A 25597-nucleotide genomic window follows, 5' to 3' on the forward strand; every position below is an offset into this window, starting at 1 on the left:
GGTCAGCTGCCCGGCAGTGTCTCGTCCAGCCAGTCGAAGACGACCTCGCAGTGCTGCTGCGGTGCCATCGGGGAGCAGTGCAGCTGCGCTCCGGTGGCCGCGGTCAGCTTCACGTAGTCCTTCGGTGAGGTCAGCTTGTCGTACATCTGGCGGGCCTGGCCGGGGTAGAACTGCTCGTCCTCGTAGTCCAGGACCAGCGTGGGCATCTTGATCCGGCCCACGACGTTGGTGATGTCCAGCGCCTGGATGCCCTTGGCGGGCGTGTAGAAGTCGGTGAACATCTTGCCCTGGCGGGCGTCGAGCATCGCCTGCACGGAGAACGGCTCGAAGCGCTTCTTCAGCGTCGCGGCGTCGGCCGCGGGCAATTCGGGGACGACTTCCTTGTTCCAGATGTTGTTGGTCTCGGTCTTGTCAGGGGTGAGGATCTCCCGGATCTCCGGGGGGAAGCCCAGCCAGGGCGTCAGACAGCCGGGCATCGCCACCACGGCGGCGAGCCGGTTCTCGAAGGCCGCGGCCCTGGGCGCCAGGTCGCCCGCCATGCTCAGCCCGGTCAGGGCGATCCGGTCCGGGTCCACGTCGGAACGGGCGGTCAGCCAGTCGACGAGCGGGCTGACGACCTTCTCCCAGGTCGGCGTGAAGACCACCTGGTCCACGAAGAGCAGCTGTCCCTGGCCGGGTCCGTCGTAGACGAGGGCGTTCCAGCCGCGGTCCAGGGCGGCCTGGACGCCGTACGTCCACATGTCGACGTTCTGCCCGTCGCTGCCGTTCGTCAGGATCACCGTGGGGCGGCGCTGCGTCGATGTGTCCGGCCGGAAGAACCACACGGGCAGCGGGGTCTTGCCGTAGGGGACGTTCGCGGTGACCGGCGCCGGGTCGCACAGGCCGCAGAACTTGTCCCAGGCCCCGCGTCCGGCCTTGTACAGCTGCTCCTCGTTGCCCGGCTCGTCCGAGCCGAGGACGAAGAACAGCGCCTGGCCGTAGTACTGCGCGGCCCGCAGCGCACGCCACCGGGTGGTCTGGTCGTCGGGTTTGCTGCCCGTGGGCGCCGCCATCAGCTGGTCGCCGAGCTTCTTGAAGGTGTCGACGAAGGACTGCGAGGAAAGGCCCGCCTTGTTGATGGCGTTGACGGCGGTGAGCACCTCACCGACCTCACCGGCGCCAAACCCGGACCCGCCGAGCGCCATCAGCCCGTTGAAGTTGAACGCCGGGTTGCTGAACAGGGTCATCACGCCCGGAGTGGGGCCGCCCGCGGAGGCGGAGGCCGAGGCGGTGGTCGCTCGGCCCACGGGCGCGCTCGCGCCGGTCCGGGTGCACCCGGCGGTCAGGGCGGCGCCGGCTCCGCCGACCAGTCCGGCGAGTGCGGTGCGACGGGTGGGCTTGGGTACGCAGTTTCCGGAAACGTCCTTCATACGACGTGAAAGTACGACTCCGGCCGCCGGGGTCCGGGCATGCCACGCGCCCGCCTCGCCCGAACGGCCGTCAGGGGTGGGCCTCGCCGTCCCCCAGGTCCACCCGGACCGTCAGCAGATTCGTGCCCAGCGCCCTGACGCCCACGCTGTTGACGCGGGGCAGGCTGCGCAGGCGGGCCACCGGGTCGTCGTCCGGCAGCAGGTGGGCGGTGCCGGTGTGCCAGCGCCCCCTGATCCGTACCCGGACCCGCGGATCGGCCTTGATGTTACGGACGTACTGGGACTTCTCCCCGAACTCCGAGACCAGCCAGAAGGAGTCACCCACCCGCCGTCCGCCCACCGGCGTCTGCCGGGGCAGACCGGAGACGCGGCCCGTGGTCTCCAGGACCGTCTGGAGGGGGAGGCGGCGCAGCACCGGATTGCCGACACGGCGCTGGAAGGTGGTGGCGGCGCGGAACCTGAGGTCGGCGAGGCGGGACATGCCTGGGGTCTCCTGTCTCGTACTGGTGCCGTGCCGGTTGTCACGGCACGATCCTCGAACTGTTGCTTCAATGGTCCCCCGACGCGGCGTGACGAGAGCGGGTGGCTGCGGATGCGGGTCGTGACCTGGAACCTGTGGTGGCGCTTCGGGCCCTGGGAGGCCCGGCAGAAGGCGATTCTCGCCGAACTGCGCGATCTGCGCCCCGACGTGGTCGGCCTCCAGGAGGTGTGGGCGGACGGCCGCGAGAACCAGGCCGAGTGGCTGGCCGCCGAACTCGGCATGCACTGGGCCTGGGCCCCGTCCCCCGCCCCCGAGCGCTGGCGCCGGCGGATAGGCGATCCCACGGTCGACATCGGGAACGCCGTGCTGAGCCGCTGGCCGGTCGTCGACCGGCGGAGTCTGCGGCTGCCGGCGCCCCCGGACGTCGACGACGGGCGCCTCGCCCTCTTCACCCGCCTCGCCACCCCCTCGTACGACATCCCTTTCTGCACCACCCACCTCACCTCGGCCCTGCACGCCTCGGCCGTCCGTTGCCGGCAGGTCGCCGCGCTCGCCGAGTTCGTCGCCGAGAACCGGGGTGACACGCCCTTTCCGACCGTGGTCACCGGCGACTTCAACGCCTGGCCGGACTCCGACGAGATCCGCCTCTTCGGCGGCTACCGGACCACGCCGGTCGTCCCCCGCCAGGTCTTCTTCGACGCCTGGCAGTACGCCGCCCCGGACGCCCCCTCCGCCACCTGGGACCGCTCGAACCCGTACGTCGCCGACAGCCGGGAGCCGAGCGTGCGGATCGACTACATCCACGTCGGGCCGCCGGGCACCGGCGGACTCGGCCACGTCCGCTCCGTACACCGCGCGTGCGACGGTCCGGTCGACGGCATCTGGCCATCCGACCATGCGGCGGTGGTCGCCGACCTGGAGGCCTCGGCGACGCCCTGATGCATCGAAATCCGGGCGACGAGCGGGCTCCGCGCTCTGCAGACTGCCGGCATGTCCACCGACGTGAGCGGAACGATTGAGTGCAGACCTCTGGCCCGGATTTTCGACGAGGACGACGAGGACGCGGTCTGGCACGCCGCCATTGACCTCTTCCTCCTCAACACCGGCAATGCCTATGACGCCTTTGCGTGCCTGTTCGGCGTCCGCAACTCCTTCGGGTTCCAGCCGCTGACCGAGGACCGTGGCCTGCCGGAGGACGCCTCGGACGGACTGCGGGCCGCGTACGACTCCTGGGGTGGACCACAGGACGCGCAGGGAACGACGTGGATCAGCTGGGCCGAGTTGGCGGCCGCCGACTGGGACGAGACCGACCGTTCCGGCAAGCTCAGTCGAAGCGCCGTCGCCGGGGAGGGAACCCACTGGGCCCCGGTCTGGCACGTGATGAGGACGCTTTCCGAGCTGCATGGCCCGGAGCACGTGCGACTCGTGGTCTGGTTCGACTGATCATGGACGTCCTCCACCCGGACTGACCTGAGCGCGTCGGCGGGGGCGGGCCCTGCAAGCCACCCCCGCCTCCGGTCGTGCCACGCCGGGGGTGCCGCGCAGCGCCGGTCGCTACGAACGCCCCAGGAAGATCGGGTTCGTGGCCGCCGCCAGTGCCCCCGGCAGCGGGCCCACCGCTGTCTCGTGGCGGAGTTCCGCCCGGACGTAGGCCGCGTAGGCGGGGGTCGTGCGCCATTCCACGACGCCTGAGCCGGAGACCGGCAGTGGGGGGCTCGTGAACAGGACGCCCTGGTCGGTGACGAAGCGGACCGTGCAGCGGGGGGCGCCCGTGGCCTCCAGGCGGACGGTCACCGGCGTGCTGCGGGGGACCTCCAGACGCTCTCCGATGCCGGCGTGCTCACCCTTGCCGCCGGACACGCCGAAGGTCAGCGAGACGTTCTTCGACTCGGCGATGTACGACCGCCCCGCCTTGATCCCTTCCTGGATCGCCTCCCGCGTCAGGTCGTCGGCCAGCACGACCGTCTGGGGCGTGCCGACCGGGTCGGGGTCGCGGTGGGCGTCGCTGTTGCCCATCGCCGGGATCCACGCGTCGGAACCCGAGCGCACGGACGCGACCAGCGTGCTGTCCCAGTCCGCCAGGGCCATCTCGTCGTCCGGGGTCCACGGCCCGTTCCAGACCTCGATCGCGTCCGCCTCGCCGAAGCCGAACTTCCAGTTGCAGCCGACGCAGGTGGCGTGCGGGTGGGCGGGGACGACGAGGCCGCCGGACCTGCGGATCTGGCGGGCGAACTTGCCGAAGCGGTTGTCCCGGGCGCGGTAGCGCCAGTCGACGAAGGTGCCGGGGTCGATGCCGAGCGCCACGACGTGGCCGTTTCGGGTCGTGACCTCCTCGCCGAGCATGATCAGGAGGTCGTCGCCCGCCGCGTCCGCCCAGTGCGCGTGCGCCGAGTGCGTGTTGTGCTCCGAGCTGTTGATGAAGTCCAGACCGGCCGCGCGCGCGAGGGCGGCGATCTCGGCGGGCGTACGGCGGCCGTCGGAGTACCAGGAGTGCAGATGGCAGTCGCCCCGGTACCAGGCCCGCCCCCGCCCCTTCGCCCGCTCCGGCGGGTACGTCGGCTCGACGGACTCGGCGGGCTCGCCGTAGGTGAGCGTGATGGTGACCTCGTACGGCAGCCCCTGCGGCGCCACCGTGTACGGGCCGAGGGTGATGTGCCAGGTGCCCTCCCGGACCGGCCCCGGGATGTACCCCGGCGTCGCCTCGTCCGCCCGGATGAAGAACTCCGTGCGCGCCCCGCCCGACCAGCCCCTGAAACCTCGGCCGCCGAGCTCGGTGCCGCGCCAGTCGAAGATGCCGATGTCGAGGGCGTTGCCCGGGGTGCCCGCCGGGACGGACGGCTTCTCGTAGGTGTAGGAGACCTTGATCTCCCGTACCCCGGACGGCACTTCGACCGGCAGATACACGAAATCGGGGGACCCGGGCGGCAGGGTGCCCCGCACGGTCCGGGTCTCGGCGTCCTGGGTGTCGTCGGCACCGCTGGCGAAGGTCACGCTTCCCAACGTAAGCGCGGCGGCGGCGCCCGTCACGAACAGGGCACGTCTTCCCAGGCCGGCGCCCGCGTACTCGTCCTCGCACATGCTGCTGCTCCCCAGGTCGTCGTGAAGGACTTGGCATGGGTGGTGCAGGGTGGTGCGTGCAACTCTGGTATTCAGCCGTGAACTGCCGTGCAAGGGAAGGGAATCGGCAGACAATCGGAAGCTGTCCAGGCTCCGTGGGACGCACGAGGGCGGATCTGTACGGAGATCCATATGTGCCGACCGGTCGGTATCGACATTGCGGCGTCGGCACGGTACAGATGCAGGCATGCGCATCTCCGTCACGATCTTCCTCACCGACGAGACCATCACCCCGACCCGGCTCGCGCGTGAGCTGGAGCAGCGCGGGTTCGCGGGGCTGTACCTGCCCGAGCACACCCACATCCCCGTCGAGCGGACCACCCCGTACCCGGCCGGCGGCGATCTGCCGCCCGAGTACGGCCGCACCCTCGACCCCTTCGTCGCCCTCGGCCAGGCCGCCGCCGTCACCGAACGGCTGGGCCTCGGTACCGGCATCACGCTGGTCGCGCAGCACGACCCGATCGATCTGGCCAAGCAGATCGCGACCCTGGACCACCTGTCCGGCGGACGGTTCACGCTCGGCCTGGGCTTCGGCTGGAACGTGGAGGAGGCCGCCGACCACGGCGTCGCGTGGGCCACCCGCCGCGACCTCGTCCGGGACCGGATGGCCCTGATGCGGGCACTCTGGGCGGACGAACCCACCGCGTACGACGGCGAGTTCGGCGCGGTACGGGCGAGCTTCGCGTACCCCAAACCCGTTCAGAAGCCGCGCGGCCCCAAGGTCAACGGCCCTCGCACGCTCATCGGCGGAGCGGCCGGTCCGAAGCTCTTCACGCACATCAGCGAGTACGCCGACGGGTGGCTGCCGATCGGTGGCCGCGGACTGTCCGAATCTCTACCCCGGCTCCGTGCGGTCTGGTCCGACGCCGGCCGCGACCCGAACGCCCTCCAGGTCGTGCCGTACGCCGTGTTCCCCACCCCCGGCAAGCTCGCGCACTACGCGGAACTCGGCATCGAGGAGGTCGTGGTGCAGCTGCCGCCGGCGGGAGAGGCGGAGGTGCTGCGGGTGCTGGACGACTGCGCGGCCTTCCTCGGCTGATCGTCGCGCATCCTTCCCCGACTGCCCTCCCGGCACTGATCAAGCCGACCGTATGCTCGAAGGATGACGACACCCGAGACCTCCGGAACCGGCCCCACCGACCGCCCCGGCGGCACCGGCCCGACCGAGAACTCCCTGCGTCGCGCCCTCAAACGCGCCCGTGACGGCGTCGCCCTCGACGTCTCCGAGGCGGCCGTACTGCTCCAGGCCCGCGGCGAGGCACTCGACGACCTCGTCGCGTCGGCCGGCCGGGTGCGGGACGCGGGCCTTGAGGCGGCGGGCCGGGCCGGTGTCATCACGTACTCGAAGAGCGTCTTCATCCCCCTCACCCGGCTGTGCCGGGACAAGTGCCACTACTGCACCTTCGTCACCGTCCCCGGCAAGCTGCGCCGCGCCGGACACGGGATGTTCATGTCGCCGGACGAGGTCCTCGACATCGCCCGCAAGGGCGCCGCGCTCGGCTGCAAGGAAGCCCTCATCACCCTCGGCGACAAGCCCGAGGACCGCTGGCCCGAGGCGCGCGAATGGCTCGACGCGCACGGCTACGACGACACCATCGCCTACGTCCGCGCCATCTCCATCCGCATCCTGGAGGAGACCGGCCTGCTCCCGCACCTCAACCCCGGCGTCATGACCTGGACCGACTTCCAGCGTCTGAAGCCGGTCGCCCCGTCCATGGGCATGATGCTGGAGACGACGGCGACCCGCCTGTGGTCCGAGCCCGGCGGCCCGCACCACGGCTCCCCGGACAAGGAGCCGGCCGTCCGGCTGCGCGTCCTGGAGGACGCCGGCCGTTCCTCCGTCCCCTTCACGTCCGGGATCCTGATCGGGATCGGGGAGTCGTACGAGGAGCGGACCGAGTCCCTCTTCGCGCTCCGGAAGGTCTCCCGGGCCTACCACGGCATCCAGGAACTGATCATCCAGAACTTCCGCGCCAAGCCGGACACGGCGATGCGCGGCATGCCGGACGCGGAACTCGACGAACTGGTCGCCACGGTCGCCGTCGCCCGGCACATCATGGGCCCGAGCGCCTGCCTCCAGGCACCGCCCAATCTGGTGGACTCCGAGTACGAGCGCCTCATCCACGCCGGCATCGACGACTGGGGCGGCGTCTCACCGCTCACGATCGACCACGTCAACCCCGAGCGCCCCTGGCCGCAGATCGAGGAGCTCGCCGAGCGCTCGGCGGCGGCCGGCTTCGAACTGCGCGAACGCCTCTGCGTCTACCCGGAGTTCGTCCAGCGCGGCGAGCCCTGGCTGGACCCGCGACTGCGCCCGCACGTACGGGCCCTCGCCGACCCGGAGACGGGCCTGGCCCGTGCGGACGCCGTGGTCGAGGGGCACCCTTGGCAGGAGCCGGAGGAGGTCTTCGTCGCCTCCGGCCGTACGGATCTGCACTCCACGATCGACACCGAAGGCCGTACGTCCGACCGCCGCGACGACTTCGACGAGGTGTACGGCGACTGGGGTGCCCTGCGCGAGGCGGCGGCGCCCGGGATGGCGCCGGAGCGCATCGACACGGACGTGCGCCAGGCACTGGCGAGGGCGGCCGACGACCCGACCCGGCTGACCGACGAGGAGGCGCTGGCGCTGCTGCACGCGGACGGCCCGGCGCTGGACGCGTTGTGCAAGGTCGCCGACGACGTCCGTAAATCGGCGGTCGGCGACGACGTCACGTACATTGTCACGCGGAACATCAACTTCACCAACGTCTGCTACACCGGCTGCCGCTTCTGTGCCTTCGCCCAGCGCAGGACGGACGCGGACGCCTACACCCTCTCCCTGGACCAGGTCGCCGACCGCGCCCAGCAGGCCTGGGAGGTCGGCGCGGTGGAGGTCTGCATGCAGGGCGGCATCCACCCGGACCTGCCCGGGACGGCGTACTTCGACATCGCGAAGGCGGTGAAGGAGCGGGTCCCCGGCATGCACGTGCACGCCTTCTCGCCCATGGAGGTCGTCAACGGCGCCACCCGCACCGGCATGTCCATCCGCGAGTGGCTGACGGCGGCCAGGGAAGCCGGGCTGGACTCCGTCCCCGGCACCGCCGCCGAGATCCTCGACGACGAGGTCCGCTGGATCCTGACCAAGGGCAAGCTGCCGACGGCGACGTGGATCGAAGTGATCACCACGGCCCACGAACTCGGCATCCGCTCCTCGTCCACGATGATGTACGGCCACGTCGACCAGCCCCGCCACTGGCTCGGCCACCTGCGCACCCTGGCCGGCATCCAGCAGCGCACCGGCGGCTTCACGGAGTTCGTGACGCTGCCGTTCATCCACACCAACGCGCCGGTGTACCTGGCGGGGATCGCGAGGCCCGGCCCGACGATGCGGGACAACCGTGCGGTCACGGCGATGGCCCGCCTCCTGCTCCACCCGTGGATCCCCAACATCCAGACCAGCTGGGTGAAGCTGGGCACCGAGGGCGCGGCGGAGATGCTCCGCTCGGGCGCGAACGACCTGGGCGGCACGTTGATGGAGGAGACGATCTCGCGGATGGCGGGGTCGTCCTACGGCTCGTACAAGTCGGTACGCGACCTGGTGGCGGTCGCCGACGCGGCCGGGCGCCCGGCCAGGCCCCGCACCACGCTGTACGGCGAGGTGTCGCAGGAACGGCAGCGGGCGGCGGCGGCCTCGGACGGGCACCTGCCGGAGCTGTTGCCCGTGCTGGACTGAGACGGAGACGGCACAGGACCGTGCCGCGGGGGTCGGTACGATGATCCGACCCCCGCTGGAGGGGTTTCCGTAGCTGAGGAGATGCGTGCCCGTGCCTGCTCCCAAGGTCTGGGTGACCGGTCTGACGGTGGGCGCGATAGCCGCCGTCACCGTCCTCGCCATGCAGGCCGACAAGGGGCCGCACCCGACGGCCGCGGCGGCCCGCCCGAGCGCGTCGGCGCCGGCGGGGGCCAGTCCCGCCCCGACGAAGTCCGCCGCGCCCGCCGCCGTACCGGACGGCTCGGGCACCGGACGCCGGGTCGTCTACTCCCTCGCCGAGAAGCGGGTCTGGCTGGTCGACGCGAGCGACGCGAGCCGCCGTACCTTCACCGTCTGGCCGGGCACCGTGAACCCGGACCCCGGCAGCTACACGGTGTCCTCGCGCAACGAGGCCACCACGGGCTCGGACGGCGTGCAGATCGAGAACATCATCTACTTCGCCGCGAAGTCCGGCATCTCCATAGCCTTCTCCAACGCCGTCGACGGCTCCTCGCCCCCGCCCGCCGCGGGCAAACAGACCGGCGGGGTCCGGATGCGCGCGGCGGACGGGGCGGCGTTGTGGACGTTCGGGGAGACGGGCACGACGGTGGTCGTGGTCAAGTAGCGGCGGCCCTCGTCAGGTGGTGCCGGACTTCTCCTTGCCGCATGCCAGGTTGACCACCAGCAGCACGATCCCGCTCAGCAGGAACACCCGCGTCGCCGCGTCGAGGCCGTTCCAGTCCGCCGACTGCCACATCGAGAACCACTCCCCGCCGATCGCGATGAACCCGCCGCCGAACAGCAGCATCAGCATCAGCAGACCGTAGGTGGAGAAGCGCCGGGCACTCAGGTCGTCGCGGCGGAACCACAGCCAGGTGCCGTATATGAGGACGAGTGCGGCGACGGTCTCCCAGACGATGATCGCGACGTACGCCGCGTCCTGAAGACCCTTGCTGGTGATGGCTCTCCACATCAGGTCCTCGTCCTTGAACGTCGTATCCATCGCCAGGACGTGCCGCACGAACTGCTGGTTGGTCCCGAAGTCGGTGATGTTCCCGAAGGCGACGAGGGCCGTGTAGAGAGCGACGGTCGCGGTGAGGAGGGTGGCCGCGAGGTGGAGTGAGGTGCGTGGGGGTGTCGTTGACATGATGGTCATCTTCCCTGTGGAGGCCCTGTGCTCCATAGGCATTGAGCCAGAATGATGGCGTAGGGCAGCCGAGCGGGAGGATCCACGCGTGGGACAGGCGCGGCCGTCGATGCAGGAGCTGATCGGCCGGCGCAGTCGTGCCGGATTCGTGGGCCGCGGTGCCGAACGCGCGGCCTTCCGGGCCAACTTGGACATCCCGCCGGAGGACGAGCGGCACCGGTTCCTCTTCCACGTGCACGGGAACGCGGGAGTCGGTAAGTCCTTCCTGCTCCGCGAACTGGAGCAAGTCGCCCGGGATCGGGGTGCCTTGACCGCGTTCGTGGACGAGAGCGCGGGAAGCGTGCCGGAGGCGCTGGAGGCGATGAGCCGCCAGTTCGCCGCGCAGGGCAGGCGGTTGAAGGACCTGGACCGGCTGCTGGCCGCACATCGGGAGCGCAGGCACGAGGCGGAGCTGGCGGCGATCACCGCGCCGCCGTCCGAGCCGCCGGCGCCCTCGGCGGGCAGCATGGCGGTGGCGCGGGCCGGCCTGGTGGGACTGGGCATGGTGCCGGGTGTCGGCGCGTTCACCGGGGTGGTCGACGCGGCACAACTGGCCCAGGGCGCCGACCGGTTGCGCTCCGGACTCGGTGCCCGCTTCCGCACTCACGAGGACGCCCGGCTCGTCCTCGCGCCCGAGAGCGTGCTCACTCCGGTGCTGCTGGAGGAGCTCGCCCAGGCCGCCTCCGCCGTGCCGTGGATCGTCCTGTTCCTCGACACCTACGAGCGCACCGGCCGGTTCCTCGACGCGTGGCTGCACGCCGTGATGACCTCGGACCTGTACGGCCCGCTCCCGGCCACGGTCGTCGTGGTGACGGCAGGCCAACTCCCCTTCGACGCCACTCGCTGGGGCGGCTTCGGCGACTTCATGACCGACGTGCCGCTCCTGCCGTTCACGGAGGCGGAGACGCGGGACCTGCTCGCGGGCAGGGGAGTGGTGGCCGAGCCCGTGGTGGGGGAGGTGCTGCGCCTGACCGGTGGTCTGCCGGTGCTTGTGTCGACCCTCGCGGAGAGCCGCCCCACCGATCCGGCCGACGTGCGGGACCCCAGCGCCACGGCCGTCGAGTGGTTCCTGAAGCGGGCGGAGGACGCGGTGCAGCGGTCGGTCGCGCTGGCGTGCGCGCTGCCCCGGCGGCTGGACGCGGATGTGTTCCGGGCGGTCGTGGGCGACTCCGGTCCCGAACTGGACGGACTGTACGCGTGGTTGCGTGGTCTGCCGTTCGTCAGCGAGCGGGGCGGCCGGGTCCGGTACCACGACGTCGTACGGGCGCCGATGCTGCGGTTGCAGCGTCAGGAGGCGCCCCGCACCTGGGCGGCCCGGCAGCTGGCGCTCGCCGCCGTGTTCCGGGAATGGCGGGCCGAGGCGGAAGCCGGACGGGACGCCGAGGAGCTGTGGGCGGACGAGGCGTGGCGGGAGCTTCGGCTGGCGGAGCTGTACCACTTGCTGTGCGCCGGGGAGCGGGCGGCGCTGACGAGCGTCCTCGGCGATGTCGTCGATGCCTGCGAGCAAGGTGAGTCCGTCGCCGAGCGGTGGGCTCGTGTCCTGGTGGAGGCCGGATCGGACGCCGAGACCCGGGCGGTGTCCCAGTGGGGCCGGCGGCTCGCGACGGCCCTCGGCAACGGCGGGACGCCCGCGGCCCTCGAACTGGTGCTGCGTGCGACGGGCTTCGAGCGGATGCCGGTGCCCGCGGGGGCGGGGGCGGGGGCGGTCGGGACGGGGTACGGCGCGGGGGCTGCCACCGGGGTCTACGGGTGGAGTGGCGCGGGGGCTGTCGGGCGGGACATGTCGGCATCCCCGCCGGGCGCCGCGGGCGGGGTCCCCGCGTGGAACCGGCGGGCCAGGAGTCACCCCACCCCGACCGACACGGCCACCACCCGGCCGAGCACTTCGGCCGACACCCAGTCCCACGAGACGCAACAGCCCGCCTCGCCGGGTGAGGGCGCGAACCCGTGGCGGGCCGAGCCGCCGGGGACGCGGGTCGGGGTGCCGGGCGAGGACGCGAGCGCGTGGCGGGTCGAGCCGTCGGGGGAGCGGGGTGAAGGGGCGCAGAGTCAGGGGGCTCAGCCGTCGCTGGGCGCAGCGCAGGACCACCGCACCCAGCCGTCGCCGGACGAACCGCAAGATCAGGACGCCGAGTGGGCGCAGGCCGAACCGTTGGACTACCACGCCCAGCCGTCGTGGGACGAGCCGCAGGATGAGCGCACAGGGGGGCCGCAGGCCGTATCGCAGGATCAGCCTGCCCATGAGGTGCCGCAGGCCGTGACCTCGCCCGTTACCCCGTGGCAGGACGCGTCGGCCGATGCCGGCTGGCGGGTCGCGCTGGACCCCGTCGTGGCGGCCCGTGCCTACCGCGCCCGCGCCATCGCCCACGACCTCGCCGGCGACCGGCGTGCGGCCGTCGCCCTCCTGAACCGGGCCCTCGAACTGGTCCCGGACGACCCCCGCAGCCTCGCCCTACGTGGGGAGTACCACCGCGTCCTGGGGCGCCACGACGAGGCGATCAGCGACCTGGACCGGGCCCTCGAACTCAACCCTGCCGACGCCTTCGCCCTGGCCTCCCGCGGTGCCACCCGGCTCAGTCGCGAAGGTCTCGACGAGGCGCTCGCGGACCTCGACGGTGCCGTTCGGCTGAAGCCGGACTACTCCTGGGCCCTGATGCGCCGGGCCCGGGTGTACCGAGCCTTCGGTGACCCCGTACGACAACTGGCCGACCTCGACCGGGCCGTGGCGGTGGACCCCGACTGGGCCTGGGTCCGCTGCGAGCGCGGTGACGCCCTGCGCGCCGCCGGCCGCGACGAGGACGCCCTCGCCGACTACGACCACGCGCTCGCCCGGGAACCCGACTACAACTCCGCCCGCGCGAGCCGAGGCGCCTCGCTGGCGAACCTGGGCCGCCACGAGGAGGCCCTCGCCGATCTGGACCGGGTGCTGGCAGCCAACCCGTCGTACACCTGGGCCGCGGATCAGCGGGCCGCCGTTCTCCGCCATCTGGCGGCCGAAGCGGCTACTCCCGCACGCAGCGCAGGAACAGATGAGGCTCGTGCCCGGCACCGGGATGGTCAGGCGTGAACAGTACGGTCTCCGCGGACAGCACCGTCAGTCCCGCCGCGGCGACCATGTCGGTGAAGTCCTCGGCCGCGAAGCTGGTCGCCCGCACCTTCTGCCCCATGAAGACGACCTCGACGTCCTCCACGTCCGCCGGCACGGTCGCCAGCACCATGCTGCCTCCCGCTCTCAGCGCCCGTGCCAGCCGCCGCACGAGAGTCTCCTGCGTGGCGCGGGACATCTGCAGCAGGGAGAAGTACACGCAGACCGCGTCGAACGCACCGTCCTGGAACGGGACTTGGTGGATGTCGGCGTGCTGAAAGGCGGCGTCGGGCACCTGCCGGGCGGCGAGGTCCACCATGACGGGAGACGCGTCGATCCCCAGCACGCCATGGCCCGCCGCGGCGAGCGTCTCGGCCGTGGGGCGCCCGGTCCCGCTACCGACGTCCAGCACCCGGCTGCCCGGTCCCAGCCGCCCGGCCAGCCACGCCAACGACGCCCGGTGCGTCTCCGAGCCCGCGAACGCCCTCTCGTAGGCGAGTCCCAGCGCGTCGAAGACGGCGGCGGCACGCTGTGCCTGAGACTCCTCGGTCACGGCATCGTGCTCATGCCGTCGATGAACTCCACCCAGGAACTCGCTTCGAATGCGAGCCGTGCGCCGTCCTTGTTCTTCGAGTCGCGGACGTGGACGGCGGCGTCGGCGGGGGATATGGCGACCTCGACGCATTCCGGTCCGTCGTTGCTGCTGTAGCTGCTCTTGAACCATTCCAGGGCGCGGGTCATGTCTCGTCTCCCAGGGCTTTCTCGATGAAGGCCCGTGACTCTCGGGGCGTCAGGGCCTGCGACCGGATCATTCCATAGCGCATTTCCAGGATCTGAACGTCCCGGGGATCACTGATCAGGCGGCTGTGCAACTGCGCCTCGGAGTGCCCCAGTGTCTTTCCGTCCCGGAGTTTCAACAGCTGAAGCGAGCCACCCATGCCCGCGTGGTCCTCGCAGTCCGTGGGCATGATCTGAATCGCGACGTGCCTCAACGCGCTGATCTCCAACAGGTGTTCGAGTTGCCGTCGCAACACCATTCTGCCCCCGACGGGCCGCCGCAGCGTCGCCTCTTCCTGGACAAAGGTGATCTGTGGACGCGGCGTCCGCTCGAAGACGGCCTTCCTGGCCATACGGGCGGCGACCAGACGGTCGACTTCCTCCTCCGTGTACGCGGGACGCCGCATCTCGTACAACGCCTGCGCGTACTCAGGGGTCTGAAGCAGCCCATGGACGTGGAGGGCGGCGTAGGCGCCCAACTCAACCGCCCCGTCCTCCAGCTTGGCCAGATCCCGAACCTTCTTCGGATACCGGGCCCTCTCCACATCCGCCTTCATCGCCGAGAGCTTCCCGCCCGCCCCCAGCACCTCATCGGCCTTGTCCAGGAAATCAGGCTTGGGAATCCGCCGCCCCCGCTCCACCGACGAGACCATCTCCTCGCCATACCCGATGGCGGTGCCCAGTTCGGCCTGGGTCATCCCGGCGGCCTCGCGCCACATCCTGATCTGGCGTCCGACCGTCCTGAGAACGGCCTCGGCCTCCTCGTCCTCCACGTCTTCCCCTCCCGGCGTACGAGCCGTACGACCCCGTCGGCCATCCGTACAGTCACGCTCCGTACGGAGGCCATTGCTGTTCAGCGTAGGAGTCGGTTCGCCACGCTGGGTGACATGAGCCAGAAACCCCTCGCCCAAGTCACCCGCCCCACCCACCACTTCACGGTTCAGCTGTCCGCGACTCGAAGAGGTGCTCGACTCGCGCGCCTGCTCACCGAGCGCCAACTGGACGACTGGGGTGTTCCGTTCGAGGGTGCGGTGCACGTCGTGGCCGAGCTGGCGTCGAACGCCGTACTCCACGGCCGCGTCCCGGGGCGGGACTTCCGGCTCAGGCTGAAGCTGCACACCGACGGCACTCTCCGTATCGAGGTGACCGACGCCCGGGGTGACCGGCTCGTGCAGATGTCGGACCCGGCGGACCACGATGTGGAATCGGGGCGCGGTCTGCGGATCGTCGCGGCGTACGCCGACCGTTGGGGCGTCGATGAGGCGCCGGCGAACTGCAAGACGGTCTGGGCGGAAGTGAGTCCGGCTCCGGATCGCGTGGACCGATGACCCGGCCACGCCCGACGCCAAAGACAAAGAACCGGGGAAAGAACCAACCCCGCCCCACCCGGCCCGTCGACCACCGCACCCCTGGTCACCCGGTCGGGTGATCACTGCCCATTCCGCTGGCGTGTCGGCGAATTGGTCAGGCAGCGTCGATCTCGGCAGACAACCGCACACCAACTCGACGAACAACCGCACACAACAAAACGGCCCCCGCCGGGACTGCAATCCCGAACGAGGGCCTGATCACCCAGGAAGAAAAGGCCTTCCCGATGACTGAGAAGCACCCTAGCGCGCACGCACGCCTCCGGCCCGCCCGTTCCTCACTCGGAGTTGCCCACATGGACGAAAGCCATGACCAGGAGTTCACCGTCGTAGGAAACCATCTGGCACAGCACTCCGAGCTGTCCCTGACGGCCATCGGACTCGCCGTCCACATCCAGTCGCTCCCTACCGGAAGCCTCGTCGGCATCAAGGTCCTCGCGACCAAGTTCCCCGAAGGTGAGACGCGTATCGCCTCGGCCCTGCGAGAGCTGGAGACGCACGGGTACCTGGCCCGCACCAAGGAGCGCCTGTCGTCGGGGCGGATCGTGACGCGTACGACCTCGTACAACAAGCCCCAGGCCCGTACGTCGGGCCGTACGACCCCCGCGATGCGCCGCGAACCGGCCCCCGATCTCAAGGAGCCGGAACAACCCGGCCCAGTCCGGACCGAACCGCTCGCCGTGCCGGACACCTCCGAGCTGCCCGCCCACCGCACCGCGCGCAATGTCCTCGCGGGCCTGCGAACCCGCGACCCCCGTCTCCACCTCGCCGAGCCCGACGTACGCCGCCTTGCCCCCGCCGTGGTCACCTGGCTGGACCGAGGCGTTGCCCCCGACGACGTACAGCGAACACTCTCGGCGGGACTGCCCCCGGAAGGTGTACGTCATCCGTCGCGCTTCCTGGCCCACCGCCTCACCGCCCTACTGCCCCCACGGTTCGAACCCGAGCCGGGGTTCGAGGCCGCCCGCCCCGACCCCCTCCAGAACTGCGAGGGATGCGACCGGGCGTTCCGTTCACCGGGCCCGGGCCGCTGCCGGGACTGCCGTCCGGTAGGTGTGGCGGCGTAGAGAGTCGGACGGGAGCCCTGTACGGGGCATAGCCGATCACTCCGGACCACTCCGGATCACTTCGGTCCACCTCGGGCACATTCCGCATTCCGATCCACCCCGTGAACCGACCGTCCCCGGTCGATTACAGTGTCGAGCCGTCGTACACACGGTCGCTGCAACGGGGAGGTCCTGATGGGTGCGATAGCCGGCGCCGTCTGGGGCCGTACCGAGCAGCAGGACTTCCGCAGCCGGGTGCGCGGCACGCTGCTCGGCGTGGCCGTCGGGGATGCCCTCGGGGCGCCGGTCGACGGCCTGGGCCTTGAGGAGATCCGGGAGCAGTACGGTGCCGAGGGGCTCCTCGATCTGGGGTTCGGGTACGGGCGGCGCGGTGCCGTGACGCATCTCACGCAGCTCACGCTGTTCAGCGTGGACGGGCTGATCAGGGCGCAGGTCCGGCGAGACACCGGCGCCTGGCATCCGCCGACCGATCTGCACCGGGCGTATCTGCGGTGGGCCGCCACGCAACACGACTGGGGGCCCGACGAGCGCCGCAAGGACGACGGCTGGCTGGCCCGCGAGGAGTGGCTGTACGCCCGCCGCGATCCCACCCGCGCGCTTCTGATCGGCCTCGGTGACGAGGCCATGGGCACCTTGGAGGCGCCCAAGAACGCCACCGAGCTCGGGCCCGAGGCCACCGCACGCTCCGCGCCCTTCGGGCTGCTGGTCGGCTGGGAGCCGCAGCTCGTCGTCCAGCTCGCCGTGGAGTGCGCGGCGCAGACCCACGGCCACCCCGTCGCCTACCTGTCGGCGGGCGCGTACGCGGTGATCGTGCATGCGCTCGCCTCCGGGGAGAGCCTCGACGGGGCCGTGCAGCGGGCGCTGGCCCTGCTGGCCGTGCGGCCCGGGCACGAGCCCGTGTCGGACGCGCTGCAGCACGCGCTGGGTGCCGTACGGCAGGGCATGCCCACCCCGGCCCGGGTGGAGGAACTCGCGGCCGACGGCTCGGCGGACGGGCTGCTCGCGGCCGCCGTGTACTGCGCCCTGGTCGGCGAGGACGTCCGCCACGGCCTCTGCCTCGCCGTCAACCACGACGGCCCCTCCGCCGCCGCGGCCGCCCTCACCGGCGGCCTCCTCGGCGCCCTCCACGGCGAAACGGCCCTCCCCCCGGCCTGGCTCGCCGAACTGGAGGGCCGCCCCACCATCCTCGAACTCGCCGACGACTTCGCCATGGAAATGACCCAGGGCCCAGCACTGCACAGCCCGGCGGGAGCGTCCCCGGGGTGGCTGGCGAGGTACCCGCGCGGCTGAGCGGAGCGGGAGGCCAGGGGCAGACCCCACGGTGTACGCCCGCCGGGGCGCACCCACCCGCTCTACCCCGCCCACCCCGGTCCGCGTCCCGCGCGCGCGTCCGCCCCGTGCCCGGCGCATCTCCGGCCCGTGCTGGCCTGTGGCCGGTCCATCTCCGGTCCGCCCCCGACTCGACTCCGGCGACGGCCTGGCCCCTCCGGTCACCCCGATCGCCAGGGCAACGACAAGGGCGGCCCGTCGCCGTGCGAGGGGCCGCCCTGCCCCAACCGTCCCCCGGCCTCAGTCCTTGGCGCGGACCACGTCCTCCCTCGTGTCCGCATCCGCATCCGCCGGCACCGCAGCGGCAGCGTCTCCGTCCCCGTCCGTGTTGATCCGCTCGACGATCGCCATCCGCTCCGGGGTGTCCTCCGGCTTGATGAAGCCGATGAGGATGTACAGGACCAGGGAGACCGCCAGCGGGATGGAGACCTGGTACTGGAGCGGCACCCCGCCCTCGATCTGCCAGCTGATCGGGTAGTTGACCAGCCAGAAGGCGAGCAGGCCCATCGACCAGCTGGTCAGTGCCGCCGTCGGGCCGGAGCGGCGGAACTGGCGCAGCAGGCCCAGCATCATCGGGATGGCGATCGGGCCCATGAGACCGGCGACCCACTTGATCACGACGGTGATGATGTCCTTGAAGGTGGGGGAGTTGACCTGGGTCGCCACCGCCATCGACAGGCCGAGGAAGACGACCGTGGTCACCCGCGCCGCGATCAGGCCGGACCGCTCACCCCACGCCCGCGCCTGCTTCGACAGCACCGGCGCCACGTCCCGCGTGAACACGGCCGCGATCGCGTTGGCGTCGGAGGAGCACATGGCCATGGTGTGCGAGAAGAAGCCGACGATGACGAGGCCCAACAGGCCGTGCGGGAGCAGCTGTTCGGTCATCAGGCCGTACGAGTCAGAGCCGTCCGCCTTCTGCGACTCGACCAGCAGCGGCGACATCCACATCGGGAAGAACAGCACGACCGGCCAGACCAGCCACAGGATCGCCGACAGCCGCGCCGAGCGCTCGGCCTCCCGCGGGGTGGCCGTGGCCATGTACCGCTGGGCCTGGTTGAGCATGCCGCCGTTGTACTCGAAGAGCTTGATGAAGAGGAACGCGAGCAGGAAGACGGTCCCGTACGGCCCGACCAGCGGCTCCCCGTGTCCCTGGAGCTCCGGCCGGTCCCAGGCTTCGAAGAAGCCGATGCCCTTGTCGTTCAGTTCCATGATGACCGCGATGAACATCGCGACGCCGGCCAGCAACTGGATGATGAACTGGCCGAGTTCGGTCAGCGCGTCCGCCCACAGGCCGCCGATGGTGCAGTAGACGGCCGTGATGGTGCCGGTGATGAGGATGCCCTGGTTCAGCGACACACCCGTGAACACCGACAACAGGGTCGCGATCGCGGCCCACTTCGCGCCCACGTCCACGATCTTCAGCAACATGCCGGACCAGGCCAGCGCCTGCTGGGTCTTCAGGTCGTAGCGGTTCTTCAGGTACTCCAGCGGAGACGCCACATGCAGCCGCGACCGCAGCCGGTTGATCCGCGGCGCGAACAGCTTCGACCCGATGGCGATGCCCAGCGCGATGGGGAAGGACCAGGTGACGAAGGACGTGACGCCGTAGGTGTAGGCGATGCCCGCGTACCCGGTGAACATCACCGCGCTGTATCCGGACATGTGATGCGAGATCCCGGACAGCCACCACGGCATCTTGCCGCCCGCGGTGAAGAAGTCACTGACGTTGTCCACCCGCTTGTGCGACCAGATGCCGATCGCCACCATCACGCCGAAATAGCCGATGAGCACGGCCCAGTCGAGACCGTTCATGTGCGCCCTCCCAGGGTTCAGCCCGGCGCTCATCGTGGGCGCTGGTGCGTGAACACGACAAGCTGGCGACAGGTCAAGGGGAGGTAAAATCATTCGGCATGCTGGTCTTGGTTCATCTATGTGAACTCATCGCATCAGCTCCCCTGCGTTGACCAGCAGTGACTGTCCGGTGATCGCCCGAGCCCTGTCCGAGGCCAGGAACACCGCCGCGTCCGCCACATCCCCGTCCGTGGCGAGGTCGGGCAGCGCCATCCGCCCGGTCAGCCGCCCCAGCACCTCGGACTCCTCGACGCCCTCCGTGTGCGCGGTGAACTGCACGTAGGCCTGGACCGGCGGCCCCCACATCCAGCCCGGCAGCACGGTGTTCACCCGTATCCGGTGCGGGCCCAACTCCCGCGCCAGCGAGTACATCGCGCTCGTCAGCGCCCCCTTCGAGGCCGCGTACGCCGCCTGCCGCACCTGCGAGGGGGCGGCGACCGCGGACTGCGTCCCGATGAACACCACCGACCCGCCGCACTCCTTCAGCGCGGGCAGACAGGCCCGCGTCATCCGCAGCGAGCCCAGCAGATTGACGTCGATGACCGACTGCCAGGTGTCGAAGTCGGCGTCCTCCAGCCCGCCGAAGTAGGAGTCCCAGGCGGCCACATGAACCACCCCGTCGATCCCGCCGAACCTCTCCCGCCCCAGCGTGACCAGCGCCTCGCACTGCCGCTCGTCGGTGATGTCGGTAGCCAGGTACGCCGTGTGCGCCCCGTCGGGATCGATCTCGCCGGCGCTCTTCGCCAGGTTCGCCTCGGTGCGCGCCCCGAGCACGGCGTTCCCGCCGTCCCGTACGACCGCTGCGGCGACCTGGTGGCCCAGCCCGGCGCCGACTCCCGAGATGACGACGGTCTTGCCGTTGAGCAGTGACATCAAGGCCTCCCAGGCTCTGGCGGATTATCTGACGGAGCGTCAGAGTATGGGCGTCCGAGGGAGGACGGAAGCCACCGGAAGGAAGGGAACGGCATGAGCGAGGACACCCGCAGCGAGACGTACGCCGAACTGGCCGCCGTCGGCCCGTACGGAGTCCACCCGGGCCACGCCCTGATCACCATGGTCGAACCGCACCCGGGCCACGAGTACGCCTACAACCGCTGGTACGAGGACGACCACTACTACGCCGGCGCGATGGCGATGCCGTGGATGTACGCGGGCCGCCGCTGGGTCGCGCCGAGGGACCTCCAGCTCCTTCGCTACCCGGAGAAGTCGGCGATCGCCCAGCCGGTCACCGCCGGCTGCTACATCTCCACGTACTGGATCACCGCCGGCCGCTACGCCGACCACATGCGCTGGACGGTCGGCATCAACAAGCGCCTCAACCGCGACGCCCGCGTCTACCAGGACCGCACCCACGTCTTCACGGCGTTCCAGGACCACGAGGCGACGGTGTACCGCGACGGCGCGGCGGGCCCCCGCGACTTCCACGCCCTGGACCACCCCTACGCGGGCCTGGTGGTGCAGGTCATCGATGCCGACTCAGCGGAGCGGCGCACCGAGCTGCTGGAGTGGCTGCGCTCCCGCCACCTGCCCAAGCGCCTGGCGGGCTCCCCGACCGCGATGGTGACGATCTTCCGGCCCACGCCTCTGCCGCTCGACCGCATGTCGTACGTCAAGCAGGTCGAGGGCGTCGACACCCGCCTGACCCTGCTGTGGTTCCTGGAGGCGGACCCGAGGGAGTGCTGGGAGGACCACTTCACCGGCCTGGACGCGGTGGTGGAGGAGGCCGGGCTGGGGCGGGTGGAACTCGTGGCGCCGTTCATCCCCACGGTGCCCGGCACCGACCGGTATGTGGCCGACCTGCGCTGATCAACGCAAGCCGGTCAGCGCAGCTCCTCCGGACACGTCGTCCCGCGCGAGAACGCGTACGGCGCCGCGAGCCGGTACTCGCCCGCCCTCGGGGCGAGCAGCATCGTCCACTTGTCGCCGCGCGCGTCCTCCTCCGTCTCCATCAGACAGCCGTTGACGTTGTCGTACGACTTCGGCGAGTCGTCGGGACGGTTCCTGGACGCCTCCGTCTCCTTCGGCGGGTCGAGCTTCTTGCCGTCGGCGTCGACGAGGCTCAGCCACGGCGAGTAGGGGATGCGGATGAGGACCGGCCCCGGCTTGCTCACCCGCATCGTCATCTCGCCCTGCTCGGCCCGCTCGACGACGGTGTTCGGCTCGGCGAGCGGCGCCGGGGCGGTCACCTCGAACAGCTGCCAGTTGGCGTCGCCCCACACCTGCTTCAGATACGGCAGCCCACGCTGCACCAGCTCCCGCTCCCGCTCCGCCCCCGAGCCGTCCGGCTCGTCCTTGGGCAGCACCACGTAGTGCACGGCCCAGCGCTTGAGCCACTCGCGGTAGTTCGCGGAGTTGAGGGTGTCGTCGTAGAAGAGCGGGTTGCGCTCCATGTCGGCCTGGCGGTTCCAGCCGCGGGCCAGATTGACGTACGGCGCGAGCGCGGACGCCTCGCGGTGCGAGCGGGCCGGCACGACCTCCACCCGGCCCTTCTCGGCGCCGACCTCCTGGAGCTCGTTGACCAGCGGCGCCAGCTCGCGTGCCCAGGAGGCGGCGGGAGCGGCGTGGATGATGTCGTCGACGGTCTTGTAGCCGATCCACCCGGCGAAGGTGAGCAGGGCCAGCACGGCCGTGTACCACTTGCGTGAGCGCGGCACCGTGTAGGGCAGCACGGCCACCAGGGCCGTCCCCGCGAACAGCATCGCCAGGCGCGTGATGTTGGAGCCGATCTGAGAGCTGACCACCCAGACCAGCACGACCGCGAGACCGTAGACCGCGGACACCAGCCGGACCGTCTTCCAGTCCTCGGGCACGAGGACGAAGGTGACGACGGCGAACAGCAGCGGCAGCAGCACCGAGCCGATCACCATCGGCTGGGTGCCCGAGAAGGGGAACAGCCACGCCGACACCGCGACCACGGCCGCCGGCGCCAGCCCCAGCGCCCAGGCGCCCGGCCGCCGCTTCTGCAGGAACAGCGCCACCGCCACGAAGCCCACGAACAGCCCCGCGACCGGTGACGACATGGTCGCGAGCGCGGCCAGCGGCGCCGCGCACAGCGCCTTCGCCCAGCGCTTGTAGCGCCAGCGGTACGGCCAGCAGAACACGACGGCGACCGCGCCCAGCGCGAACATCGTGCCGAGCCCGTACGTCACCCGCCCGGAGATCGCGTTGGCGATCAGCCCGAGGACCCCGGCGAACGAGGCCCACAGCGGATTGCGCACCGACCGGCTGCGCAGCAGGACCAGCGTCAGCAGACCCGCGGAGATCGTCCCCGCGATCATCATCGTCGTACGGACACCGAGCACCGACATCAGATACGGCGACACCACGCTGTACGACACCGGGTGCATACCGCCGTACCAGGCCAGGTTGTACGCCGAGTCCGGATGCCGGCCGACGAACTCCGCCCACGCGTCCTGGGCCGCGAGGTCGCCCCCGCTGCTTGCGAACGTGAAGAACCAGATGATGTGGAGGAGCCCGGCCAGGGCCGTGATCGACAGCACCGGGCGGCGCAGCAGGCGCTCACGCAGGGTGAGGAAGGCCGCGGTCAGACGCGAGGGCGGTCTGTCCTCCGTGCCCCTCGGACCATCTCCCGAGCGTGGCGCGGGTACGCGTATTCGCGGACCGGCTCCCGGTCCCGGATCGGCGTCGTCGGCGCGTGTCGGCTCCGCAGTGGCCACGTGTGAGGCACTCCCCGTACTGTCCCGTCTTCTGTTCTGGCCGCGTCCCGTTTCCCGCGCGTTGTCGGCCTTGTCCCCGAAGGTTCCCCGACCGCGCCTTGTGGGCGGCGACCTGCCCGATTCGTGACGCTAGCACGCAGCCCGCCGACAGTCGCTGTCGGCGGGCTGCGTCAGGGTGCCGTGATGCCGCCCCCGGGTCAGGCGATGCGGGTCAGCCTGTCCGTGAAGCCCGGTTCGGTGAGCTCCGACTGGAGGGCGACCGGGATCTTGACCGCGCCGCTGCTGCCGTCACCCACGGTGAGCGTGCCCACCTTGGTGCCGGCCGTCGCGGTGTGCGGTACGGGGTCGGAGGCGAAGGTCAGCTTCACCTTCAGGCCCGACCAGCCGACCGCCGTGACGTCCTTGGTGGCGACGACCGGGGTGCGGCCGCCGAGGCCGTCGTCGACGTACCCGACGACGTCTCCCTTCTTCAGGATCGTCGCCGACTCCAGCGTGTCCTGCGCGGCGCGGATGAGCTTGTCGCCCGAGTCGAGAGCGGCGGCGAGGATGCCGCTGCCCGTGTCGGGCTGGCGCACCACGGCGCCGACGATGGTGCGGGTCTCGCCGCCGATCTCCTTCTTCGCGGCGAACACGAGGTTGCCGAGGGCGGAGGTGGTGGTGCCGGTCTTGATGCCGACGACGTTGTTCCTGCCGACCAACTGGTTCCAGTTGCCGTGGTTCTTCCCCTTGTAGTCGTCGTACGACATCATCGCGGCGACCTCGCGGAAGGCGGGGAACTTCATGGCCGCCTTGGCCAGCTTCACCTGGTCCACGGCCGTGCTCACGGTGGTGTTGTTGAGCCCGGACGGGTCGGTGTACGTCGTGTTCGTCATGCCGAGGTCCTCGGCGGCGGCGTTCATCTTCTCGACGAACGCCTTCTCCGAACCGGCGTCCCAACGGGCCAGCAGACGGGCCACGTTGTTCGCGGATGCGATCAGAATGCTCTCCAGGGCCTCGCGCTGGGAGATCTTGTCGCCGGCGGTCACGCCGACGGTGGACTCCTGGCCGGCGTCCGACTGGTCCTCGGCGGCCTGGTCGATCTCGATCTTCGGACCATCGTCGCCGCTCTTGAGGGGGCGGTCACGGAGGATGACGTACGCGGTCATGACCTTGGCGACACTGGCGATCGGGACGGGCTTCTGGTCGCCGGAGGAGCCGAAGCTGCCGATGCCGTCGACGTCCAGCGCGGCCTGGCCCGCGGTGGGCCAGGGGATGTCGACCTTGCTGCCGTCGAAGGTGTAGCTGTCCTTCGCGGTGAGGTCGAGGGTGGGGGCCGGGAGCGGGCGCACGTTCTGCACGACCGCGAAGACGATCGCGAGCAGCAGGACCAGCGGGGTCCAGATCTTGACCCGCCGGATGGCCGTGCGGACCGGGGTGTCCGGGGGCGGAGGCGTGTTCGTCAGCTCGGCGAGCAGGTCCAGCGGGGGCCTGGGGGGCAGGGGTTGCTGGGTGGTGCGCTCGGGACCGATCTGGGGGACCACGGCGGTGGCGTCAGGAGCGGGGGCCTTCGGCGTTTCCGGGGTTGGGGCCGGTGCCGGCACCGGTGCCGGGGCCTTGGGGGCTTCCGGCCTGATGTCGGGCTTGAGTGCGACGAACTTGCTGGTGCGCTCGGAGGGGGTCTCCGGGGCGGGGGCCTTCAGCGTGGTGGTGGGCTGGTCCACCGCGGGCTGCTTGGCGGGGCGTACGGTCTTGAAGATGGCGGTGGGTTGATCGACGGCCTTGGCCTCGGCTTCGCCTTCGGCCTTCGTGCTGCCACCCGCACCCCCCGTGCGGCTCTCGTCGTCGGCTGCGGGTGGCCCCTGGGGGGCGTCCTCGCCGTCGGCGGCCTCGGGGGAGTCCACCGAGTCGGCGTCAGCGGCGTCGGCAGCCTCGGAGGGCTCACCCGAATCGCCTGCGGCGCCCTTGTCCTCGCCCTCGCCCTCGGCCTCGGCCTCGTCGTCGTCCGAGGAGGCCACCCAAGCCGCCACAGCCGCCCTCAGCCGATCGTCACCCTCGGCGGGCGGCGTGCCATCGGCGTCCGTCGCGTCGGCGCTCTCGGAGACGTCCTCCGCGCTCCCCGCGCCCTTCCCGACCGCGGGCTCCGCATCCTCGGCGGTCGAGGACTCGCTCTCCGCCTCCGCGGTCCCGACCACCGACCCCGCCTCACGGGCGTCGTCGGCCGCAGCGTCCGCGCTCTCGGCGCTGTCGGCCACGGTGTCCGTGCCCTCGACGTCGTCAGCCGTGGCGTCTTCGCTCTCGGCGTCGTCGGCGGCGGTGCCCGCGCTCTCGGCGCTGTCCGCCGCGGAGTCTTCGCTCTCGGCGCTGTCAGCCGTAGCGTCCGTGTCCTCGGCGTCGTTGGCCCGAGCGTCCGCGCCCTCGGTGCTGTCCGCGGCGGCGTTCCCGCTCTCGGCGTCGTCGGCGGCGGTGCCCGCGCTCTCGGCGCTGTCCGCCGCGGAGTCTTCGCTCTCGGCGCTGTCAGCCGTAGCGTCCGTGTCCT

At 71.1% G+C, this 25597-nt stretch carries 21 protein-coding genes; 10 read left to right on the top strand and 11 right to left on the bottom strand.

Annotation, left to right across the window (positions count from 1 at the left end):
* Nucleotides 1–2 precede the first annotated feature (2 nt).
* Nucleotides 3–1409 carry an alpha/beta hydrolase family protein gene (locus ACWGDB_RS09080; protein WP_453821828.1) on the bottom strand — a complete coding sequence of 469 codons (1407 nt, stop codon included), beginning with the start codon at nt 1407–1409 and terminating at the stop codon, nt 3–5.
* 70 nt (nt 1410–1479) lie between these two features.
* A complete protein-coding gene (locus tag ACWGDB_RS09085; RefSeq protein WP_453821829.1) occupies nt 1480–1890 on the bottom strand; it encodes a nitroreductase/quinone reductase family protein in 411 nt (136 codons plus the stop codon).
* A 111-nt stretch (nt 1891–2001) separates the two neighbouring features.
* Here ACWGDB_RS09085 and ACWGDB_RS09090 point away from each other — a divergent pair, with 111 nt between their 5' ends.
* Together ACWGDB_RS09090 and ACWGDB_RS09095 are read left to right on the top strand one after the other, a co-directional pair.
* Nucleotides 2002–2829 carry an endonuclease/exonuclease/phosphatase family protein gene (locus ACWGDB_RS09090; RefSeq protein ID WP_453821830.1) on the top strand — a complete coding sequence of 276 codons (828 nt, stop codon included), beginning with the start codon at nt 2002–2004 and terminating at the stop codon, nt 2827–2829.
* Nucleotides 2830–2880: 51 nt separating this feature from the next.
* Nucleotides 2881–3333 carry a hypothetical protein gene (locus ACWGDB_RS09095; RefSeq protein ID WP_453821831.1) on the top strand — a complete coding sequence of 151 codons (453 nt, stop codon included), beginning with the start codon at nt 2881–2883 and terminating at the stop codon, nt 3331–3333.
* Between the two features lie 111 nt (nt 3334–3444).
* On the opposite strand, the gene ACWGDB_RS09100 is transcribed toward ACWGDB_RS09095, so the two are convergent.
* Nucleotides 3445–4968: a CehA/McbA family metallohydrolase gene (locus ACWGDB_RS09100; protein WP_453821832.1), complete on the bottom strand. Its 1524-nt coding sequence runs from the start codon at nt 4966–4968 to the stop codon at nt 3445–3447.
* Between the two features lie 226 nt (nt 4969–5194).
* Between ACWGDB_RS09100 and ACWGDB_RS09105 the strand changes: the two genes are divergently transcribed.
* The 3 genes from ACWGDB_RS09105 (at nt 5195) to ACWGDB_RS09115 (ending at nt 9365) form a co-directional block, all read left to right on the top strand.
* Nucleotides 5195–6046, top strand: coding sequence for an LLM class F420-dependent oxidoreductase (locus tag ACWGDB_RS09105; protein ID WP_453821833.1), 852 nt, complete (start codon nt 5195–5197; stop codon nt 6044–6046).
* Nucleotides 6047–6109: 63 nt separating this feature from the next.
* A complete protein-coding gene (locus ACWGDB_RS09110; protein WP_453821834.1) occupies nt 6110–8722 on the top strand; it encodes a bifunctional FO biosynthesis protein CofGH in 2613 nt (870 codons plus the stop codon).
* A gap of 91 nt (nt 8723–8813) precedes the next feature.
* On the top strand, nt 8814–9365 hold the full coding sequence (locus ACWGDB_RS09115) for a hypothetical protein (RefSeq protein ID WP_453821835.1): 552 nt from the start codon (nt 8814–8816) through the stop codon (nt 9363–9365).
* A gap of 12 nt (nt 9366–9377) precedes the next feature.
* On the opposite strand, the gene ACWGDB_RS09120 is transcribed toward ACWGDB_RS09115, so the two are convergent.
* Nucleotides 9378–9887 carry a DUF2165 domain-containing protein gene (locus ACWGDB_RS09120; protein ID WP_453821836.1) on the bottom strand — a complete coding sequence of 170 codons (510 nt, stop codon included), beginning with the start codon at nt 9885–9887 and terminating at the stop codon, nt 9378–9380.
* A gap of 109 nt (nt 9888–9996) precedes the next feature.
* On the opposite strand from ACWGDB_RS09120, the gene ACWGDB_RS09125 reads away from it, so the two are divergent.
* Nucleotides 9997–12993, top strand: a complete 2997-nt coding sequence (locus tag ACWGDB_RS09125; RefSeq protein WP_453821954.1) for a tetratricopeptide repeat protein — start codon at nt 9997–9999, stop codon at nt 12991–12993.
* Here ACWGDB_RS09125 and ACWGDB_RS09130 read toward each other — a convergent pair.
* The 3 genes from ACWGDB_RS09130 to ACWGDB_RS09140 are packed head-to-tail and all read right to left on the bottom strand — an operon-like array spanning nt 12929 to nt 14561.
* Nucleotides 12929–13564, bottom strand: a complete 636-nt coding sequence (locus ACWGDB_RS09130; RefSeq protein ID WP_453821837.1) for a class I SAM-dependent methyltransferase — start codon at nt 13562–13564, stop codon at nt 12929–12931. The two genes, ACWGDB_RS09125 and ACWGDB_RS09130, sit on opposite strands and share 65 nt — an antisense overlap.
* A complete protein-coding gene (locus ACWGDB_RS09135) occupies nt 13561–13752 on the bottom strand; it encodes a DUF397 domain-containing protein (protein ID WP_453821838.1) in 192 nt (63 codons plus the stop codon). Before ACWGDB_RS09135 ends, ACWGDB_RS09130 begins: the two co-directional genes overlap by 4 nt.
* Nucleotides 13749–14561: a helix-turn-helix domain-containing protein gene (locus ACWGDB_RS09140; RefSeq protein WP_453821839.1), complete on the bottom strand. Its 813-nt coding sequence runs from the start codon at nt 14559–14561 to the stop codon at nt 13749–13751. The genes ACWGDB_RS09135 and ACWGDB_RS09140 overlap by 4 nt, the downstream gene beginning before the upstream one ends.
* Nucleotides 14562–14675: 114 nt before the next feature.
* Here ACWGDB_RS09140 and ACWGDB_RS09145 point away from each other — a divergent pair, with 114 nt between their 5' ends.
* The 3 genes from ACWGDB_RS09145 (at nt 14676) to ACWGDB_RS09155 (ending at nt 17512) form a co-directional block, all read left to right on the top strand.
* On the top strand, nt 14676–15116 hold the full coding sequence (locus ACWGDB_RS09145) for an ATP-binding protein (RefSeq protein WP_453821840.1): 441 nt from the start codon (nt 14676–14678) through the stop codon (nt 15114–15116).
* Between the two features lie 335 nt (nt 15117–15451).
* Nucleotides 15452–16222, top strand: a complete 771-nt coding sequence (locus ACWGDB_RS09150) for a helix-turn-helix domain-containing protein (protein WP_453821841.1) — start codon at nt 15452–15454, stop codon at nt 16220–16222.
* A 174-nt stretch (nt 16223–16396) separates the two neighbouring features.
* The gene (locus ACWGDB_RS09155) at nt 16397–17512 is read left to right on the top strand and encodes an ADP-ribosylglycohydrolase family protein (RefSeq protein WP_453821842.1); all 1116 of its coding nucleotides are present in this window, start codon (nt 16397–16399) and stop codon (nt 17510–17512) included.
* 279 nt (nt 17513–17791) lie between these two features.
* Here ACWGDB_RS09155 and ACWGDB_RS09160 read toward each other — a convergent pair whose 3' ends face one another.
* On the bottom strand, nt 17792–19366 hold the full coding sequence (locus ACWGDB_RS09160; RefSeq protein ID WP_453821843.1) for a sodium:solute symporter family protein: 1575 nt from the start codon (nt 19364–19366) through the stop codon (nt 17792–17794).
* A 126-nt stretch (nt 19367–19492) separates the two neighbouring features.
* Complete coding sequence (locus ACWGDB_RS09165; protein WP_453821844.1) at nt 19493–20278, bottom strand: SDR family oxidoreductase; 786 nt, start codon at nt 20276–20278, stop codon at nt 19493–19495.
* Nucleotides 20279–20371: 93 nt separating this feature from the next.
* Between ACWGDB_RS09165 and ACWGDB_RS09170 the strand changes: the two genes are divergently transcribed.
* A complete protein-coding gene (locus tag ACWGDB_RS09170) occupies nt 20372–21211 on the top strand; it encodes a hypothetical protein (protein WP_453821845.1) in 840 nt (279 codons plus the stop codon).
* Nucleotides 21212–21225: 14 nt separating this feature from the next.
* Here the strand turns inward: ACWGDB_RS09170 and ACWGDB_RS09175 are convergent, their stop codons facing one another.
* On the bottom strand, nt 21226–23082 hold the full coding sequence (locus ACWGDB_RS09175) for an MFS transporter (RefSeq protein ID WP_453821846.1): 1857 nt from the start codon (nt 23080–23082) through the stop codon (nt 21226–21228).
* Between the two features lie 197 nt (nt 23083–23279).
* Nucleotides 23280–25597 (bottom strand): D-alanyl-D-alanine carboxypeptidase (locus tag ACWGDB_RS09180; RefSeq protein WP_453821847.1); only part of this gene is annotated, 2318 nt, incomplete at its 5' end.

This window comes from Streptomyces sp. NPDC055013 (assembly GCF_053608645.1).

Bases quoted from the DNA above. Each gene is read 5' to 3' on its own strand.
- ACWGDB_RS09125 (WP_453821954.1), top strand. From the start codon at position 9,997: ATGCAGGAGCTGATCGGCCGGCGCAGTCGTGCCGGATTCGTGGGCCGC.
- ACWGDB_RS09080 (WP_453821828.1), bottom strand. From the start codon at position 1,409: ATGAAGGACGTTTCCGGAAACTGCGTACCCAAGCCCACCCGTCGCACC.
- ACWGDB_RS09095 (WP_453821831.1), top strand. From the start codon at position 2,881: ATGTCCACCGACGTGAGCGGAACGATTGAGTGCAGACCTCTGGCCCGG.
- ACWGDB_RS09120 (WP_453821836.1), bottom strand. From the start codon at position 9,887: ATGTCAACGACACCCCCACGCACCTCACTCCACCTCGCGGCCACCCTC.
- ACWGDB_RS09090 (WP_453821830.1), top strand. From the start codon at position 2,002: ATGCGGGTCGTGACCTGGAACCTGTGGTGGCGCTTCGGGCCCTGGGAG.
- ACWGDB_RS09085 (WP_453821829.1), bottom strand. From the start codon at position 1,890: ATGTCCCGCCTCGCCGACCTCAGGTTCCGCGCCGCCACCACCTTCCAG.
- ACWGDB_RS09135 (WP_453821838.1), bottom strand. From the start codon at position 13,752: ATGACCCGCGCCCTGGAATGGTTCAAGAGCAGCTACAGCAGCAACGAC.
- ACWGDB_RS09170 (WP_453821845.1), top strand. From the start codon at position 20,372: ATGAGCGAGGACACCCGCAGCGAGACGTACGCCGAACTGGCCGCCGTC.
- ACWGDB_RS09160 (WP_453821843.1), bottom strand. From the start codon at position 19,366: ATGAACGGTCTCGACTGGGCCGTGCTCATCGGCTATTTCGGCGTGATG.
- ACWGDB_RS09105 (WP_453821833.1), top strand. From the start codon at position 5,195: ATGCGCATCTCCGTCACGATCTTCCTCACCGACGAGACCATCACCCCG.
- ACWGDB_RS09150 (WP_453821841.1), top strand. From the start codon at position 15,452: ATGGACGAAAGCCATGACCAGGAGTTCACCGTCGTAGGAAACCATCTG.
- ACWGDB_RS09155 (WP_453821842.1), top strand. From the start codon at position 16,397: ATGGGTGCGATAGCCGGCGCCGTCTGGGGCCGTACCGAGCAGCAGGAC.
- ACWGDB_RS09100 (WP_453821832.1), bottom strand. From the start codon at position 4,968: ATGTGCGAGGACGAGTACGCGGGCGCCGGCCTGGGAAGACGTGCCCTG.
- ACWGDB_RS09145 (WP_453821840.1), top strand. From the start codon at position 14,676: ATGAGCCAGAAACCCCTCGCCCAAGTCACCCGCCCCACCCACCACTTC.
- ACWGDB_RS09165 (WP_453821844.1), bottom strand. From the start codon at position 20,278: ATGTCACTGCTCAACGGCAAGACCGTCGTCATCTCGGGAGTCGGCGCC.
- ACWGDB_RS09110 (WP_453821834.1), top strand. From the start codon at position 6,110: ATGACGACACCCGAGACCTCCGGAACCGGCCCCACCGACCGCCCCGGC.